Source organism: Pseudomonas sp. URMO17WK12:I11 (assembly GCF_007677725.1).
GTDB lineage: Bacteria > Pseudomonadota > Gammaproteobacteria > Pseudomonadales > Pseudomonadaceae > Aquipseudomonas.
This window is the reverse complement of sequence record NZ_VEDF01000009.1, coordinates 81,780-97,853: the sequence shown is the minus strand read 5'-3', so window position 1 is coordinate 97,853 and position 16,074 is coordinate 81,780. Positions and strand designations below refer to the sequence as shown.

Here is a 16,074-nt window from a genome sequence, read left to right as displayed (position 1 = left end):
GTGTTCTGCGAAACGTTAACGAAGCTTGAAATCGATCGGCACGCTGACCCAGCCCGCCTGCGCCACATCACCCTGCTTGGCAGGCACGAAGCTCCAGCGCTTGACCGCGGCAAGGGCTGCGGCGTCCAGGGCATCGCGACCACTGCTCTGCTGAATCTGGATTTGCCCTGGCTTGCCGCTAGGCAGGACCTCGACACGCAGCAGCACGGTGCCTTCCCAGCCGCGGCGCAGCGCCATCTGCGGGTATTCCGGCGCAGGGTTTTTCAGGTAGGCGGCATTGGCCGATGGGGGCGTCACCGGTGCGGGTTTCGCCGGTGCTGGCGCAACCGCAGCGGCAACCGGTGCCGGTGCCGGTGCCGGCGTCGGCGCCTGTACGGGTTTGGGCAACGCCTGCGGCTTGGGCGGCTGCTTGGCCACCGGCTTGGGCGCCGGCTTAGGCTTGGGTTTGGGCTTGCTGGCCAGCTCATCGACCACGGGTGGCGGCGGTTCGACCACAGGCGGTGCAGGCGCTGGAGGTGGCGGCTCTACCTGCGCGGGCGCAGGTGCGGCGAATTCGATGGTCATCGGCGGGATTTGCGGGGGCACGATCGGCAGTGCCGGGGTCGGCGTCTGGCTCACGTAGTAGGCTGCAGCTGCGTGCAGACCCACGACCAGCAGCCCTAGCAGTAACTTGTCGCGGTGCTTGAGGCCGCTGACCGGTTGGCGTTGCAGTCGTAATTGTCCCAGTGGCAGGCGCGGCGTGCGACCGAGGTCGAGCAGCTCACCCGGGCTGGGGCGCCATGACTGGTCGTAGGCCCTGGCGGCCGTCTGGACATTACCCATCGATGAAGCTCCTGGCAGTGCTGATTCAGGTGTGTGGCTGAATCATCGAACTGCAGGCTTATCACTGAAAGTAATATTTCGAGTTAAAGCTAGTCCTTTATTGAATATAAAAAATACGTCCTGACGAGCATGCCCCGGAATTCGCGGGCTGCAGCCTCGGCAGGATTACTCATGCTTTGCTTGCATATTGCGTATTCAAAAAATGCATCGCCCGAAGGCCGGTAAATGGGCAAAGCGCGCATAAAAAACCCGGGCCAGGGCCCGGGTCTGATCGACTTTATCTTACTCAGAGATCCGCCACTTTCTGCCAGACCTTCGGCCGGAAGAACAAGGTTTCACCACGGGCCAGGCCAGTGAGGCTGTCATGGTCCTTGACCACTTCGGCTTCGATCAGCTCGCTTTGACCTTCGACTTTCAAGGTCACCCGAGTGGTGGCCCCTAATGGCCGGATATCGCGCACTTCAGCAGCATGGTGGCCTTCGGTTTCGTGGCGCGACAGCGACACTTCATGCGGGCGGAACAACACATGCTGGCCTTCGCTGAGCGCCAGGCGGTTGGAATCACCCAGGAAGTGATAGACGAAATCATTGGCCGGCTGCTCGTAGACCTCACCCGGCGAGCCGATCTGCTCGATCACGCCCTTGTTCATCACCACGATGCGGTCGGCCACTTCCATGGCTTCTTCCTGATCGTGGGTGACGAACACCGAGGTCAGGTTGATGTCCTCGTGCAATCGCGCCAGCCAGCGGCGCAGTTCCTTGCGCACCTTGGCATCGAGCGCGCCGAAGGGCTCGTCGAGCAACAGCACCTTGGGCTCGACCGCCAGCGCGCGGGCCAGGGCAATGCGCTGACGCTGCCCGCCGGAAAGCTGTTCCGGGTAACGGTCGGACAGCCAGTCGAGCTGAACCATGTTGAGCAACTCGTGCACCTTCTCGGCAATTCGGCTTTCGCTCGGGCGCTCGCCCTTGGGCTTCATGCGCAGGCCGAAGGCGACGTTATCGAACACGCTCATGTGGCGGAACAAAGCATAGTGCTGGAACACGAAGCCCACGTTGCGATCGCGCACATCGTGACCGGAGACGTCTTCGCCATGGAACACGATACTGCCCTGATCAGGCGTCTCCAGGCCGGCGATGATGCGCAGCAAGGTGGTCTTGCCACAGCCGGATGGGCCAAGCAGGGCCACCAGCTCGCCGCTGTTGATGTCCAGGTTGATGTTGTCCAGAGCCTGGAAGCTGTTGAAGCGCTTGCTGACGTTACGAACTTCGATCGACATGAATCATTCCTCCGCGGCGCTGTGGCGCAGGCGGTTAATACGGTTCTCGCTCCACTGCTTGAGCAGCAGGATGAAGAGCGCCAGGATCAGCAACAGGCTGGCCACGCTGAAGGCCGCGACGTGGTTGTACTCGTTGTAGAGGATTTCCACGTGCAACGGCAAGGTGTTGGTCACGCCGCGAATATGCCCCGAAACCACCGACACCGCGCCGAATTCGCCCATCGCCCGCGCGGTACACAGCACCACGCCGTAGATCAGGCCCCACTTGATGTTCGGCAAGGTCACATGCCAGAACATCTGCCAGCCATTGGCACCCAGCAGGCGCGCTGCTTCTTCCTCCTGCGTGCCCTGCTCCTGCATCAGCGGAATCAGTTCACGGGCCACGAACGGCACGGTGACGAAGATGGTGGCCAGGACGATGCCGGGGAGGGCAAAGACGATCTGAATGTCATGATCCTGCAGCCAGGGCCCGAAAAAGCCTTGCGCACCAAACATCAGCACATAGACCAGGCCTGCGATCACCGGCGAAACCGAAAACGGCAGGTCGATCAGCGTGACCAGGATGCTCTTGCCACGAAACGTATACTTGCTCACGCACCAGGCGGCGCTGACCCCGAACAGCAGGTTCAAGGGGACCGAGATGAACACGGCCAACAGTGTAAGCCTGAGCGCCGACAGGGCGTCAGGTTCGAAAATCGCTTCGAAGAACGTGCCGAAGCCATTTTTCAGCGCCTGCGACACCACGATCACCAGCGGCAGCAGAAGAAACACCGCGAACACCAACCAGCCAAGGCCGATGAGGATGCGCCGTGACGTGGCGCTGCCGCGCCGGGCAGCATTGGCAGCGGCGCTTGCGTTCAAGGTCGAACTGGACATGCGGCCTCCTTCACGGGGTTTCGATGCGGCGCTGCAGCAGGTTGATCAGCAGCAGCAGGATGAAGGAAACCACCAGCATCAGCACGCCGATGGCGGTGGCGCCGGTGTAGTCGTATTGGTCGAGCTTGACCATGATCAGCAACGGCAGGATTTCGGTCTTCATCGGCATGTTGCCGGCGATGAAGATCACCGAGCCGTACTCGCCGACCCCGCGGGCGAAGGCCAGGGCAAAGCCGGTCAGCCAGGCCGGCAGCAGCGCCGGTGCCAGCACGTGGCGAAACACCTGCAGCGGCTTGGCGCCCAGGCAGGCGGCGGCTTCTTCCACTTCACGGGGAATGTCGGCCAGTACCGGCTGCACCGTACGGACCACGAACGGCAGGGTCACGAAGGTCAGCGCCAGGGTGATGCCCAACGGCGTGTAGGCAATCTTGAAGCCCAGGTCGGTAGCGAACTGGCCGACCCAGCCGGCAGGGGCGTACAGGGCGGTCAGGGCGATACCGGCAACGGCGGTGGGCAGGGCGAACGGCAGGTCGATCATCGCGTCGATGATCTTGCGCCCGGGGAAGGTGTAGCGCACCAGCACCCAGGCCAGCAGGGTACCGATCACACCATTGATGATGGCGGCGAACAGCGCAGTGCCGAAGCTCAGCTTGAGCGCGGCGATCACCCGCGGCGCACTGATGATGTTCCAGAACTGCTCGAAGGTCAGCTGCGAAGCGTGGATGAACATTGCAGCCAGCGGTATCAGCACGATCAGGCTGAGGTACACCAAGGTGTAACCCAGCGTCAGCCCGAAGCCGGGTATGACGGGGGAAATACGACGCGACATAAGGATCCCTGGATGAATGCACGTGGCCCGGAGACATTCCGGGCCGGTGCAGGCTTTTGAAACCTGGCGCTTACTGTGCCTGATAGATCTGGTCGAACACACCACCATCATTGAAGAATTTCGGCTGCGCGGTCTTCCAGCCACCGAAGTCCTTGTCGATGGTCACCAGGTCCAGTTTCGGGAACTGCTTGCCGAATTCGGCAGCGACCTTTTCATCGCGCGGGCGGTAGAAGTTCTCGGCGGCGATCTTCTGGCCTTGCGGGCTGTACAGATGCTTGAGGTATTCGGTGGCAATCTCGGTATTGCCTTTTTTCTCGGCGTTCTTGTCGACCACTGCCACCGGCGGTTCGGCCAGGATGGACAGCGATGGCACGACGATGTCGAACTTGTCGTTGCCGCCGTCTTCCTTGAGTGCCAGGAAGGCTTCGTTTTCCCACGCCAGCAATACATCGCCCTGGCCGTTGTTGACGAAGGTGATGGTCGAGCCACGGGCGCCGGTGTCCAGCACAGGGACGTGCTTGAACAGCTCCTGCACGTATTCCTTGGCTTTTTCTTCACTGCCGCCGGCCTTCAGGCCGTAGGCCCAGGCCGCCAGGAAGTTCCAGCGAGCGCCACCGGAGGTTTTCGGGTTGGGCGTGATGACCGAGACATCTTTCTTGATCAGGTCGCCCCAGTCCTTGATGCCCTTGGGGTTGCCCTTGCGCACCAGGAACACGATGGTCGAGGTGTAGGGGGTGCTGGCGTCCGGCAGGCGGGTCTGCCAGTTCTCTGGCAAGGTCTTGCCAAGCTTGGCGATTTCGTCGATGTCACCGGCCAGGGCCAGGGTCACCACGTCGGCGCGCAGGCCGTCGATCACCGCACGACCTTGCTTGCCCGAACCACCGTGGGACTGCTGGATCTTCACCGTATCGTCCGGGTGAGTCTGCTGCCAATGCTTGATGAATTCGGCGTTGTACTGCTGGTAAAGCTCACGCGTCGGGTCATAGGACACGTTCAGCAGCTGGTAATCCTTGGCAACGGCGGAACCGGCAAAAACAGCACTGGCCAGGGCGGCCAGCGCATAACGGCGGATGGACATGGTGAAGCTCCCGATTGGCATTTTTTCTAGTTGTGAAAACGCGGATACGAATTAGCCAGCCTTGTTGTTGGGCTGTTGCAGGCGGAACTTCTCTTTGCGTTCGATCTGCACCACCTGGGCGTTGTGCACGGTGATCTCCACTGCACCGAAGCGCAGGTCGCGCAGGGCGCTCTGGATTTCCCGCAGGATGGTGGCTTCGTCCTGACCGTCGATGCTGCGCAGCGATGCACTCATGCTCGTTCTCCTTGGAGTAGGGTGCCGGGCTGAGGTATGGGAGGAATTAGCGCCTGGCTTGAGGGCTATAGTAGTCAGGCAGGTTTATTCTTAAAAATACTGTTTAAGAATTTTTATATAACCAAAGTTCAAGGGGCATTTCGATGTGGGCAAGACGGCCTTGGAGCCCGCCGATAGGCTCCAAGGTACGCGGGAGGCGCGCTCAGTTCTGCCCCTGCGGCTCGCGAATCTTGTACCAGGCCACGTACAACGCCGGCAGGAACAACAGCGTCAGCAGCGTGGCCACGATGATCCCGCCGATCATCGCGTAGGCCATCGGGCCCCAGAACACTTCGCGGGCGATCGGAATCATCCCCAGGCTTGCTGCGGCGGCCGTGAGCAGGATAGGCCGGCGGCGGTGGTTGGTCGCCTCCACGACCGCGTCCCAGGGTGAATAGCCTTGCGCCTCGAATTCATCGATCTGCGTGACCAGAATCACCGAGTTGCGAATAATGATGCCGGCCAGCGCGAGGATGCCGAGGATTGCCACGAAGCCCAGCGGCGTACCGGTTGGCACCAAGGCCAGCACCACGCCGATCAGCCCCAGCGGCGCCACGCTGACCACCAGGAACAGCTTCTGCACGCTGTGCAGCTGGATCATCAGGAAGGTCGCCATCAGGAACAGCATCAGCGGGATCACCGCGGCAATCGGCCCTTGGGCCTTGCCGCTTTCTTCCACGGTACCGCCCGTGGCGATTTCGTAGCCGACTGGCAGCTTGCCGGCAAATTCTTCGATCTTCGGTTTGAGCTGAGCCACCAGGTCGGTGGGCTGGATATCACCGCTGACCGAGGCCTTGAGGGTGATGGTAGGTTTGCGATCGCGACGCCATACCAGCGGCTGCTCGAGCTCGTAACGCACGGTTGCGAACGACAAAAGCGGGATCGAGGTGCCGTTGGGGGTGAGTATCTGCAAATTCTGCAGCGTGTCGGGTGAACCGCGTTCGCTGTCCTCGGCGCGTGCAACCACGTCGATCAGGTAGATGTTGTCGTTGACCTGGGTGATCGGTACGCCCGTGACGATGCTGTTCATGACATTGGCCACGTCCTCGGAAGACAGCCCCAGTTGCCGCGCCTTGTCCTGGGCGATCTCGATGCGCAGTACCTTACCTGGCTCATTCCAGTCGTAGATCATCTCACCGATATGCGGATTCTGGTCGAGCAAGGTGGCCAGGTCGATGGCATGCTTGCGCACCTGGTCAATGTCCTTGCCGCTGATTCGGTACTGGATCGGCCGACCGACCGGCGGGCCCATTTCCAGCGATTGCACATTGGTGCCGATGCCGACGAAATCCTCGTGCAGGCGCTTTTGCAAGCGTGCCATCAGCTCGCCACGCTCTTCCAGGCCTTTGCTGACGATGACCAATTGTGCGTAATAGGGGTTCTGCAGCTGCTGGTCCAGGGGCAGGTAGAAGCGGATCGCGCCTTGGCCGATGTAGGTGCTCCAGCTTTCGATGTCGGGATCGTCCTTGAGCGTCGCCTCGAAGCGATCGACGACTTTACGGGTTTCATTGATCGAGGCGTTTTGCGGCAAGTTCAGGTCAACCAGAATCTCTGGCCTGTCCGAAGACGGGAAGAACTGATTCTGCACGAAGCGCATGCAGAACACTGACAAGGCGAACAGCACGATGGTGCCGATGATCGTCAGCCAGCGATGGCGCATGCACCACAGCAGGCCATGCTCGAAGGCGCGGCCCACCCGCCCCGGCTCATCGTCGTGGGCTTTCATCTTCTTGCTGTTGAGAATGTGCACCCCCAGCACCGGGGCGAAGAACACCGCCACGACCCAGGAAACCAGCAAGGCCACCGCAATCACCGCGAACAGGGTGAAGGTGTACTCGCCTGCAGAGCTTGCGTTAAGGCCGATCGGCACGAAGCCGGCCACCGTCACCAAGGTCCCGGTCAGCATCGGGAAGGCCGTCGAGGTGTAGGCGAACGTGGCCGCCTGCTCCTTGCTTTCGCCCATTTCCAGACGCGTGACCATGACCTCGACGGTGATCATCGCGTCATCCACCAACAGGCCCAGGGCGATGATCAGCGCACCCAGGGAAATACGCTGCATGGTGATGCCGCTGTATTCCATGAACACGAAGACCATGGCCAACACCAACGGGATCGAGCAGGCCACCACCAGCCCTGCGCGCACGCCAAGGCTGACGAAGCTTACCGCCAGCACGATGATCACCGCCTCGAACAGTGCACTGGTAAAGCCACCCACCGCCTTCTTCACCACCACGGCCTGGTTGGAGACGGTATGCACGCCAACCCCCACTGGCAGCTCGTTGGTGATGCGGTCCATCTTTTCCTTCAGGGCTTCGCCGAATACCTGAATATTGCCGCCGGCTTTCATGCCGATGGCCAGGCCGATGGCGGTCTGGCCGTCATAGCGGAACATCGGTGCCGGGGGGTCGGTATAGCCACGCTCGATGGCGGCGATGTCGGCCAGCCGGAAGAAGCGATCATTGATCCGCAGGTTGACGTTCTCCAGGTCCTTTTCCGAGGCGAACTGGCCAGTCGTGCGCACTGAGATGCGCTCCGGCCCTGCTTCGATCACCCCTGCCGGCGTCACTGCGTTCTGCGACTGCAAGGCCTGCATGACCTGGCGCTGGTCGATGCCCAGCGCAGCCAGCTTGCGGGTCGAGAAATTCAGGTACAGCACTTCGTCCTGAATGCCGACCATCTCGATCTTGCCGATGTTCGGCACTTCGCGCACTTCGGCGCGCGCCCGCTCGACGTAATCGCGCAATTGGCGCATGGTCAGGCCGTCGGCGGTGAAGGCATAGATCGAGCCGAATACGTCACCGAACTCGTCGTTGAAGCCTGGGCCCTGGATGCCGGAAGGGAAGTCGCCGCGAATGTCCTGGATCTTCTTGCGCACCTGGTACCAGATCTGCGGGATGTCCTCGGCCTTGGTGGTGTCACGCAGGTACACGTACACGGTGGACTCGCCCGGGCGGGTATAGCTCTTGACGTAGTCGAGCGAGTCGAGCTCCTCGAGCTTCTTTTCGATGCGGTCGGTGACCTGGTAGAGGGTCTCGTCCTGGGTAGCGCCCGGCCAGCGGGTCTGGATCACCATGGTCTTGATGGTGAATGAAGGGTCTTCTTCACGGCCGAGGTTGAAGTAGGAAAAAATCCCCATCAACAGCCCGACGAACATCAGGTACCAGACGAACGACTGGTGCTTGAGCGCCCACTCGGACAGGTTGAAGCTTCCTTTCATTGCGCATCCTCGTCGAAAGCGACCTTCTGCTCAGGTTTGAGGCTGTTGACGCCCGCGGTGACCACCTGCTCACCCGGCTGCAGGCCTTCGCCCACCACGATGCTGTCACCACGACGGGCAATCAGCGTGACGTCACGCAACGCCACGGTCTTTTGCTGCGGGTCGATCACCCATACCTGTGTCTTGCCGTCCCGCTCGAGCAGGGCGCTGGCCGGCAATTCGGCGCGTGGCGTCACCTGCGAACTCAAGGTCACGCTGATGGCGGTGCCCAGATGAAACGCCGCCGGGGTGCTGGCCAGGCTGAGGCGGGCTCGCCGGGTGCGCGTGGTGGCGTCGGCCTGCGGCTCGAGTTCGCGCAGGCTGGCGGTGGTGTTGATGGTGGGATCGAGCTGCGAAGCCACGGTGAAGGTCAGGCCCCGGTCCAATTGCTCGGCAAGGCCAGTGGGCAGGTCGATCACCGCTTCCTTCACATCTGGACGGGCCAGGGTGACAACCGCCTGGCCTGCCGTCACGGTCTGCCCGGCCTCGGCCTGCCAGGCGGTGATGACGGCTGCATGGTCGCTGCGCAAGGTGCTGTAATCAAGCTGATCGCGGGCCTGGCTGACTGCCGAGCGTGCCTGCTCCAGCGAAGCGCCGGTGGTCTTCAGGTTGGTCTGGGCAACGTCCAGCTGGGCCTGGGCGCCCACGCCGCGGTCATACAGCTGCTGCTGACGGCGGGCATCGGCCTGGGCGTTGATCCATTGCGCCTGGACCCGGGCCAGATCGCCTTCGGCGGCGCGCAGCTGATTTTGCTGGTCGGTCGGATCGAGCGTTGCCAAGGTGTCGCCCGCCTTGACCTGGGCGCCGACATCGAGCCAACGCCGGGCGATACGCCCGCCGACCCGAAAGCCCAAGGTGCTTTCATAACGGGCCTGGATGCTGCCGGCGAAGCGTCCGAGCTGGGCTTGGGCCTGGGGCTCGACCTTGACCGACAACACCGGACGAATGGGCGGCGGGGCCTGTTCATCTTGCCCACAGCCGGCCAGCAGCAGGCCGGCGAGCAATAGCATGAGGGGCTTGGTCATGGCGCCTTACCCCCATCCTTGGCTGCGACCCTCTCCACTTTCATGTCCGGATGCAGCAGCTGCCCGCCGCTCACCACCACGGTTTCTCCCGCCTGCAAGCCGCTGGCGATGACCACTTTGCCGGTCAGGTAGCGCGCGACCTGGACTTTGCGCAGCTCGGCCTTGTCACCCTCGCCCACCACCCACACAGCAGGCTCGTGCAGCGCCTTGGTCAAGGCTGACCAGGGCAGCTCGATGCTGGGTTGGCCTTGTCCGTTGACCGTGGCGGTCACCGGTGCGCCCAGTTGCATACCGGCAGGCACGTCCTTCAGGCCGACCTTGACCTGCACGGTGCCGCTCTGCGCGGAAACGGTCGGGGTGACCTCGCGCACGAAGCCGCGCGCCTGGACCTTGGGATCGTCGAGCAGGCTGACGACCACCCCAGCATCGCCAGGCGGCGCCACCAGCAGGGATTCGTAGACATTGAACACCGCGTCGCGATCGCCGTCCCGAGCCAGGCCGAAGATCGGCATGGTCGCCTGCACCACCTGGCCGACCTCGGCCTGGCGCTCGGTGATCACGCCATCGGCTTCGGACACCAGAGCGGTGTAGCCCAGCTGCTCGTTGGCGCTGGCCAGTTGCGCCTGGGCGGCCTTGAGCGCGCTCTGATTACTGCGCAGGGCCGCTTCGGCGGCATCGTATTCGCTGCGGCTGGTGTAGCCCTTGGGCAGCAGTTTCTGTTGGCGCACGAAGGCGGCACTGGTCTGGGTAACCCGTGCCTGTGCGGCGAACACTTCGGCCTTGGCCGAATCGACGTTGTTCTGCAGGTCCTTGGGGTCCAGGCGCGCCAGCACCTGGTTGGCCTTGACGTGGTCACCGACGTCGACACTGCGGGAGATGATCTTGCCACCAACACGGAAAGACAGGTCGGTTTGCACACGCGCCTGAATATCGCCAGTCAAGGTCACCCGGGCCGCGAAGTCGGTAGGCTGTACCTGCTGCACGCCTACCCGAGGCAGAATCTCGGGGGCTTCCTCCTTGCTACAGCCAGCGAGCACCAACAGCAGCCCCAGGCACATGACCGACAGCGGACGATTGAACGTCATGCAGGCTCCCTGCTTGCGCACAAATGATTTGTGTATGCGACTGTCAGCGTAGATCAGGGTTCGATAAACATCACTTTTGCCCTGCCGCCCCGCGCAACGCCAGATACCGGCACGGCACGGGGCGAGCAGATCAGGCGGAAGCTGGCTGCTGCGAGGGACGCTTGACCTGGGGCTGCGAGGCGTTGGCCGCGGCGCCTTCCTCGATGGCTTGCTGAATGGCCCGGCGGCGACGCTCTTCGGCGCGGCGGCTGAAGAACCAGACGAAGAAGGTCACCAGCGACACCGACAGCAGGATCAGGCTGGCCACGGCGTTGATCTCTGGCTTCACGCCAAGGCGCACCGCCGAGAACACTTCCATGGGCAAGGTCGTCGATCCCGGGCCTGAAACGAAGCTCGCCAGCACCAGGTCATCCAGCGACAGGGCGAACGACATCATGCCGCCCGCCGCCAGCGACGGCGCGATCATCGGGATGGTGATCAGGAAGAACACCTTCCACGGCTTGGCGCCCAGGTCCATGGCCGCCTCTTCGATCGACAGGTCCAGCTCGCGCAGGCGGGCCGACACCACCACCGCGACATAGGCCGCGCAGAAGGTGGTATGTGCGATCCAGATGGTGACGATGCCGCGCTCCTGCGGCCAGCCGATCAACTGCGCCATGGCCACGAACAGCAGCAACAGCGACAGACCGGTGATCACCTCAGGCATGACCAGCGGCGCGGTGACCAAGCCACCGAACAAGGTACGGCCCTTGAAACGGGTGACCCGGGTCAGCACGAACGCCGCCAGGGTGCCCAGCGCCACGGCGGCGACCGCGGTATAGCAGGCGATCTCCAGCGAGCGCATCACCGACCCCATCAGCTGGGTGTTGTCGAGCAGGCCGACGTACCACTTCACCGACCAGCCTCCCCATACCGTCACCAGCTTGGAGGCGTTGAACGAGTAGATCACCAGGATCAGCATCGGCAGGTAGATGAACAGCAAGCCGAGCACCAGCATCAGCTTGGAAAACCCGAAGCGTTTCATGCCCTGCCCTCCATTTCTTTGGCCTGGCTGCGGTTGAACAGCAGAATCGGCACGATCAGGATCGCCAGCATCACCACCGCCAGCGCCGAGGCCACCGGCCAGTCGCGGTTGTTGAAGAATTCCTGCCACAGCACCTTGCCGATCATCAGGGTTTCCGGACCGCCCAGCAGTTCAGGGATGACGAACTCGCCCACGACTGGAATGAACACCAGCATGCAGCCGGCGATGATGCCGTTCTTCGACAGCGGCACGGTGATCTTCCAGAAGCTGTTGAAGGTACTCGAGCCCAGGTCGGATGCGGCTTCGAGCAAGCTGGGGTCATGCTTCACCAGGTTGGCGAACAGCGGCAGGATCATGAACGGCAGGTAGGAATAGACCACGCCGATATACACCGCCAGGTTGGTGTTGAGGATCTGCAGCGGCTGGTCGATCAACCCGGTCCACATCAGGAAGCCGTTGAGCAGACCGTTGTTGCTGAGAATCCCCATCCAGGCATAGACGCGGATCAGGATCGCCGTCCAGGTCGGCATCATGATCAGCAACAGCAAGACCGTCTGGGTTTCCTTCTTGGCGTTGGCGATCGAGTAAGCCATCGGGTAGCCGATCAGCAGGCACAGCAGTGTGCTGATGAAGGCCATCTTCAATGACCCAAGATAGGCCGAGATGTACAGCTCATCCTCGGTCAGCAGCCCGTAGTTGGCCAGGTTGAGCACCAGCTGCAGCTTGTCTTCGACGTAACTGAAGACCTCGGTATAAGGCGGAATCGCCACGTCGGCTTCGGCGAAGCTGATCTTCAAAACGATGAAGAACGGCAGCATGAAGAACAGGAACAGCCAGATGAACGGCACGCCGATCACCCAATGCCGCCCTTGCGGAGTGACGCGTCGGAAGGCTCGCTTGAGCTTGCGCACTTTCATGAGCGAAGTACCACGCCGCTGTCGTCTTCCCACCACACGTACACTTCATCGCCCCAGGTCGGCCGGGCGCCCTGGCGCTCGGCATTGGCGACGAACGACTGCACGACCTTGCCGCTTGGCAGCTCGACATAGAACACCGAGTGGCCGCCCAGGTAGGCGATGTCGTGCACCTTGCCACGCGACCAGTTGTACTCGAAGTCCGGTTGCACGGTGGTGACCAGCATCTTTTCCGGGCGCAGCGCGTAGGTGATGTGCTTGTCTTCCACCGAGGTGGACACGCCGTGGCCGACGTAGATCTTGCGCTCCAGTTCGGGCGAGGCGATCAGCGCATGGCCTTCGGCATCGTCGATCACCTCGGCTTCGAACAGGTTGACGTTGCCGATGAATTCACAGACCAGGCGACTGGTCGGTGTCTCGTAGATATCCACAGGCGAGCCGATCTGGGCAATCCAACCCAGGTGCATGATGGCGATACGTTGGGCCATGGTCATGGCCTCTTCCTGGTCGTGGGTCACCATCACGCAGGTCACGCCCACGCGCTCGATGATCTCCACCAGCTCCAGTTGCATCTGCGAGCGCAGCTTCTTGTCCAAGGCGCCCATCGGCTCATCGAGCAGCAACAGCTTGGGGCGCTTGGCCAGGGAGCGGGCCAAGGCCACCCGCTGGCGCTGGCCACCGGAGAGCTGGTGCGGTTTGCGCTTGGCGTACTGGGTCATGTGCACCAGCTTGAGCATCTCGGCCACCCGCGCGTCGATCTCGGCCTTGGGCATCTTGTCCTGTTGCAGGCCGAAGGCGATGTTCTGCGCCACGGTCATGTGCGGGAACAGCGCATAGGACTGGAACATCATGTTGATCGGCCGCTCGTAGGGCGGCATATCGGTGATGTCGACGCCGTCGAGGAAGATCCGCCCCTCGGTCGGGCGCTCGAAACCCGCCAGCATGCGCAGCAAGGTCGACTTGCCGGAGCCGGAGCCGCCGAGCAGGGCGAAAATCTCACCCTTGCGGATCTCCAGGGACACGTCGTCCACGGCCACCGTTTCGTCGAATTTTTTTGTAACCCGATCGATCTTGACCAGCACCTGCTTGGGTTGCTGGCCACCCTCGAGGGCTTTTTTATAGGCACCGGAGGCAACTGCCATGAATGAAACTCCCAACAAGATTTTTGTGCCCACGCAGCCCCACCAGGGAGGCCGCAGCGGGTCTGGATGATTACTTGCCCGACTTGACCTTGGTCCAGCTGCGGGTCATCAGACGCTGCACCTTCGGCGGCAACTCTGAGTTCACGAACATCTTGTCCAGCACTTCCTGCGGTGGGTAAACCGCGGCGTCAGTCCTCACGGCCTGGTCCATCAGGTCGCCAGCCTTGGGGTTCGGGTTGGCGTAACCGACGTAATCACTGACCTGGGCGATAACCTCAGGTTTCAGCAAATAGTTGATGAAGGCATGGGCCTCCTTGACGTTCCTGGCGTCCTTGGGGATCGCCAGTACATCGAACCAGAGGTTGCCGCCCTCCTTGGGAATGGCGTATGCCAGGTTCACGCCCTTCTTGGCTTCTTCGGCGCGCGCCTTGGCCTGGAACACATCACCGGAGAAACCCGCCGCGACGCAGATGTCGCCGTTGGCCAGGTCGGTGATGTACTTGGAAGAGTGGAAGTAGGTGACGTACGGACGCACGGCCAGCAGTTTCTTTTCAGCCTTGGCGTAATCCTTGGGGTCGGTGCTGTTGGGGTTCAGCCCCATGTAGTTGAGCACCGCCGGGAGCATCTCATCGGCCGAGTCGAGGAAGGCAACGCCGCATTTGGAGAGCTTCTTCATGTTCTCGGGTTCGAACAACACCGCCCAGGAGTCAATGGTGCCCACGCCCAGCGCAGCCTTGACCTTGTCGACGTTGTAACCAATGCCGTTGGTGCCCCACAGGTACGGCACCGCGTATTGATTGCCCGGGTCGTTCTTTTCCAGGCGCTTCATCAATGCGGGGTCGAGGTTGGCGTAGTTGGGCAGCAGGGTGCGGTCAAGCTTCTGGAACGCACCGGCCTTGATCTGCTTGCCCAGAAAATGGTTGGACGGCACGACCACGTCATAGCCGGTATTGCCTGCCAGTAATTTGCCTTCCAAAGTTTCGTTGGAGTCGAACACATCCTGGACGGGCTTGATGCCGGTAGCCTTGTGGAAATCTGCCAAGGTGGTCGGGCCGATGTAATCGGACCAGTTGTAAAGGTGCACCGTTGGCGCCGCTTGGACGCTGCATGCCAGCGTCAGGCCCGCTCCGGCCAGCAAGGCCTTACGCAAAATGGAAATACACAAGTGGGTGGTCCTCACAATCAGTGCCTGGGTCGCGACGGGACTGCCGCACACGCAAAACCGGCGCGCAACTTACCTTCGCAGCCCCGATGCCGCAATCATCAATTGCCTTTCACTGGCTCTGGACCGGGGACCCCCGGCCCAGAGCGGATGCCGTGGGCTTACTTGCCCGACTTGATCTTGGTCCAGCTGCGGGTGATCACACGCTGCGCGGCGGCCTCGGGGGCGGCGATCGCATACAGCTGTTTCTTCACCTCGGCAGGCGGGTAGATGCTTGGATCGCTGGTGATGTCCTTGTCGACGAACTGAGTCGCGGCCTGGTTGCCGTTCGGGAAGCGTACGGCGTTGGTGATCTCGGCCATGATTTCCGGCTGCATGAGGAAATTCATGAACTGGTAGGCGGCGTCTTTATGATCAGCATCCTTGGGAACGGCGACCATGTCGTAGAAGGTGCCGGCACCCTCTTTGGGAATCACGTAGTCGACCTTGACCTTGTCGCCGGCTTCGTGGGCGCGGGCCTTGGACTGCTCCAGGTCACCCGAGTAGCCAACCGCCACGCAGATGTTGCCGTTGGCCATGTCGCCGATGTACTTGGACGAGTGGAAGTAGGTGATCGAAGGACGGATCTTGAGGAACAGGTCCTCTGCCGCCTTGAGGTCTTCTTTTTTGGTGCTGTTGCTCGGCAGGCCCAGGTAGTGCAGCGCAGCTGGCAGCATTTCGGTCGGCGCATCGAGGAAGCTCACGCCACAACTCTTGAGCTTGGCAATGTTTTCAGGCTTGAACACCACGTCCCACGAATCGATCTTGTCCACGCCCAGCGCAGCCTTGACCTTCTCTGGGTTGTAGCCGATGCCGATCGAGCCCCACATGTACGGGAAAGCGTGCTTGTTACCCGGGTCACTGGCATCGCCGACGGCCTTGAGCAGGTCGGGGTCGAGGTTTTTCCAGTTCGGCAGCTTGGAGCGGTCCAGCTCTTCGTACACGCCAGCCTTGATCTGCTTGGCCAGGAAGTTGTTGGACGGTACCACGATGTCGTAACCCGACTTGCCTGCCAGCAGCTTGGCTTCCAGGGTTTCGTTGCTGTCGAAGACGTCGTACTTGACCTTGATGCCGGTCTGCTTCTCGAACTTGGCGATGGTGTCCGCCGCGATGTAGTCCGACCAGTTGTAGACATTCAACACTTTGTCTTCAGCCTGAACAGCGGAGGCCATGCCACCCATCAGGGCGGCGGCCAGCAACGTCTTGCCCATTTTATTCATGCGTAATGCTCCAGAATTTTTGTTAAGCGACTGTTTAGCAGCCAGGACCCACG

The 16,074-nt window shown here is 61.7% G+C and carries 14 protein-coding genes; all 14 read right to left on the bottom strand.

Features of this window, described 5'->3' with window-relative positions:
* Positions 1-15: 15 nt before the first annotated feature.
* The 14 genes from FS665_RS17535 to FS665_RS17470 all read right to left on the bottom strand — a co-directional run bounded on the left by FS665_RS17535 (position 16) and on the right by FS665_RS17470 (position 16,021).
* Positions 16-822: an energy transducer TonB gene (locus FS665_RS17535; RefSeq protein ID WP_145191094.1), complete on the bottom strand. Its 807-nt coding sequence runs from the start codon at positions 820-822 to the stop codon at positions 16-18.
* A 286-nt stretch (positions 823-1,108) separates the two neighbouring features.
* Complete coding sequence (locus FS665_RS17530) at positions 1,109-2,098, bottom strand: sulfate/molybdate ABC transporter ATP-binding protein (protein ID WP_145191091.1); 990 nt, start codon at positions 2,096-2,098, stop codon at positions 1,109-1,111.
* Between the two features lie 3 nt (positions 2,099-2,101).
* Positions 2,102-2,974 carry a sulfate ABC transporter permease subunit CysW gene (cysW, locus tag FS665_RS17525; protein WP_145191087.1) on the bottom strand — a complete coding sequence of 291 codons (873 nt, stop codon included), beginning with the start codon at positions 2,972-2,974 and terminating at the stop codon, positions 2,102-2,104.
* Positions 2,975-2,984: 10 nt separating this feature from the next.
* The gene (gene cysT / locus FS665_RS17520) at positions 2,985-3,803 is read right to left on the bottom strand and encodes a sulfate ABC transporter permease subunit CysT (protein ID WP_145191084.1); all 819 of its coding nucleotides are present in this window, start codon (positions 3,801-3,803) and stop codon (positions 2,985-2,987) included.
* 70 nt (positions 3,804-3,873) lie between these two features.
* Positions 3,874-4,881 (bottom strand): sulfate ABC transporter substrate-binding protein, encoded by a 1,008-nt coding sequence (locus FS665_RS17515; protein WP_145191081.1) that lies wholly within the window; start codon positions 4,879-4,881, stop codon positions 3,874-3,876.
* A 51-nt stretch (positions 4,882-4,932) separates the two neighbouring features.
* Positions 4,933-5,115 (bottom strand): sulfur starvation response protein OscA, encoded by a 183-nt coding sequence (oscA, locus tag FS665_RS17510; RefSeq protein WP_145191078.1) that lies wholly within the window; start codon positions 5,113-5,115, stop codon positions 4,933-4,935.
* A gap of 202 nt (positions 5,116-5,317) precedes the next feature.
* On the bottom strand, positions 5,318-8,371 hold the full coding sequence (locus FS665_RS17505) for an efflux RND transporter permease subunit (RefSeq protein ID WP_145191076.1): 3,054 nt from the start codon (positions 8,369-8,371) through the stop codon (positions 5,318-5,320).
* On the bottom strand, positions 8,368-9,435 hold the full coding sequence (locus tag FS665_RS17500) for an efflux RND transporter periplasmic adaptor subunit (protein WP_145191073.1): 1,068 nt from the start codon (positions 9,433-9,435) through the stop codon (positions 8,368-8,370). The genes FS665_RS17505 and FS665_RS17500 overlap by 4 nt, the downstream gene beginning before the upstream one ends.
* Positions 9,432-10,520, bottom strand: coding sequence for an efflux RND transporter periplasmic adaptor subunit (locus tag FS665_RS17495; RefSeq protein ID WP_145191070.1), 1,089 nt, complete (start codon positions 10,518-10,520; stop codon positions 9,432-9,434). Before FS665_RS17495 ends, FS665_RS17500 begins: the two co-directional genes overlap by 4 nt.
* Before the next feature lie 130 nt (positions 10,521-10,650).
* Complete coding sequence (locus tag FS665_RS17490; RefSeq protein ID WP_145191067.1) at positions 10,651-11,544, bottom strand: ABC transporter permease subunit; 894 nt, start codon at positions 11,542-11,544, stop codon at positions 10,651-10,653.
* Entirely contained in the window at positions 11,541-12,461 is a 921-nt protein-coding gene (locus tag FS665_RS17485) for an ABC transporter permease subunit (protein WP_145191064.1), read from the bottom strand. Before FS665_RS17485 ends, FS665_RS17490 begins: the two co-directional genes overlap by 4 nt.
* Positions 12,458-13,600: a polyamine ABC transporter ATP-binding protein gene (gene potA, locus FS665_RS17480; RefSeq protein WP_145191061.1), complete on the bottom strand. Its 1,143-nt coding sequence runs from the start codon at positions 13,598-13,600 to the stop codon at positions 12,458-12,460. The genes FS665_RS17485 and potA overlap by 4 nt, the downstream gene beginning before the upstream one ends.
* Before the next feature lie 70 nt (positions 13,601-13,670).
* Positions 13,671-14,765, bottom strand: coding sequence for a polyamine ABC transporter substrate-binding protein (locus FS665_RS17475; protein WP_145191058.1), 1,095 nt, complete (start codon positions 14,763-14,765; stop codon positions 13,671-13,673).
* A gap of 158 nt (positions 14,766-14,923) precedes the next feature.
* On the bottom strand, positions 14,924-16,021 hold the full coding sequence (locus FS665_RS17470) for a polyamine ABC transporter substrate-binding protein (RefSeq protein ID WP_145191055.1): 1,098 nt from the start codon (positions 16,019-16,021) through the stop codon (positions 14,924-14,926).
* Positions 16,022-16,074 lie beyond the last annotated feature (53 nt).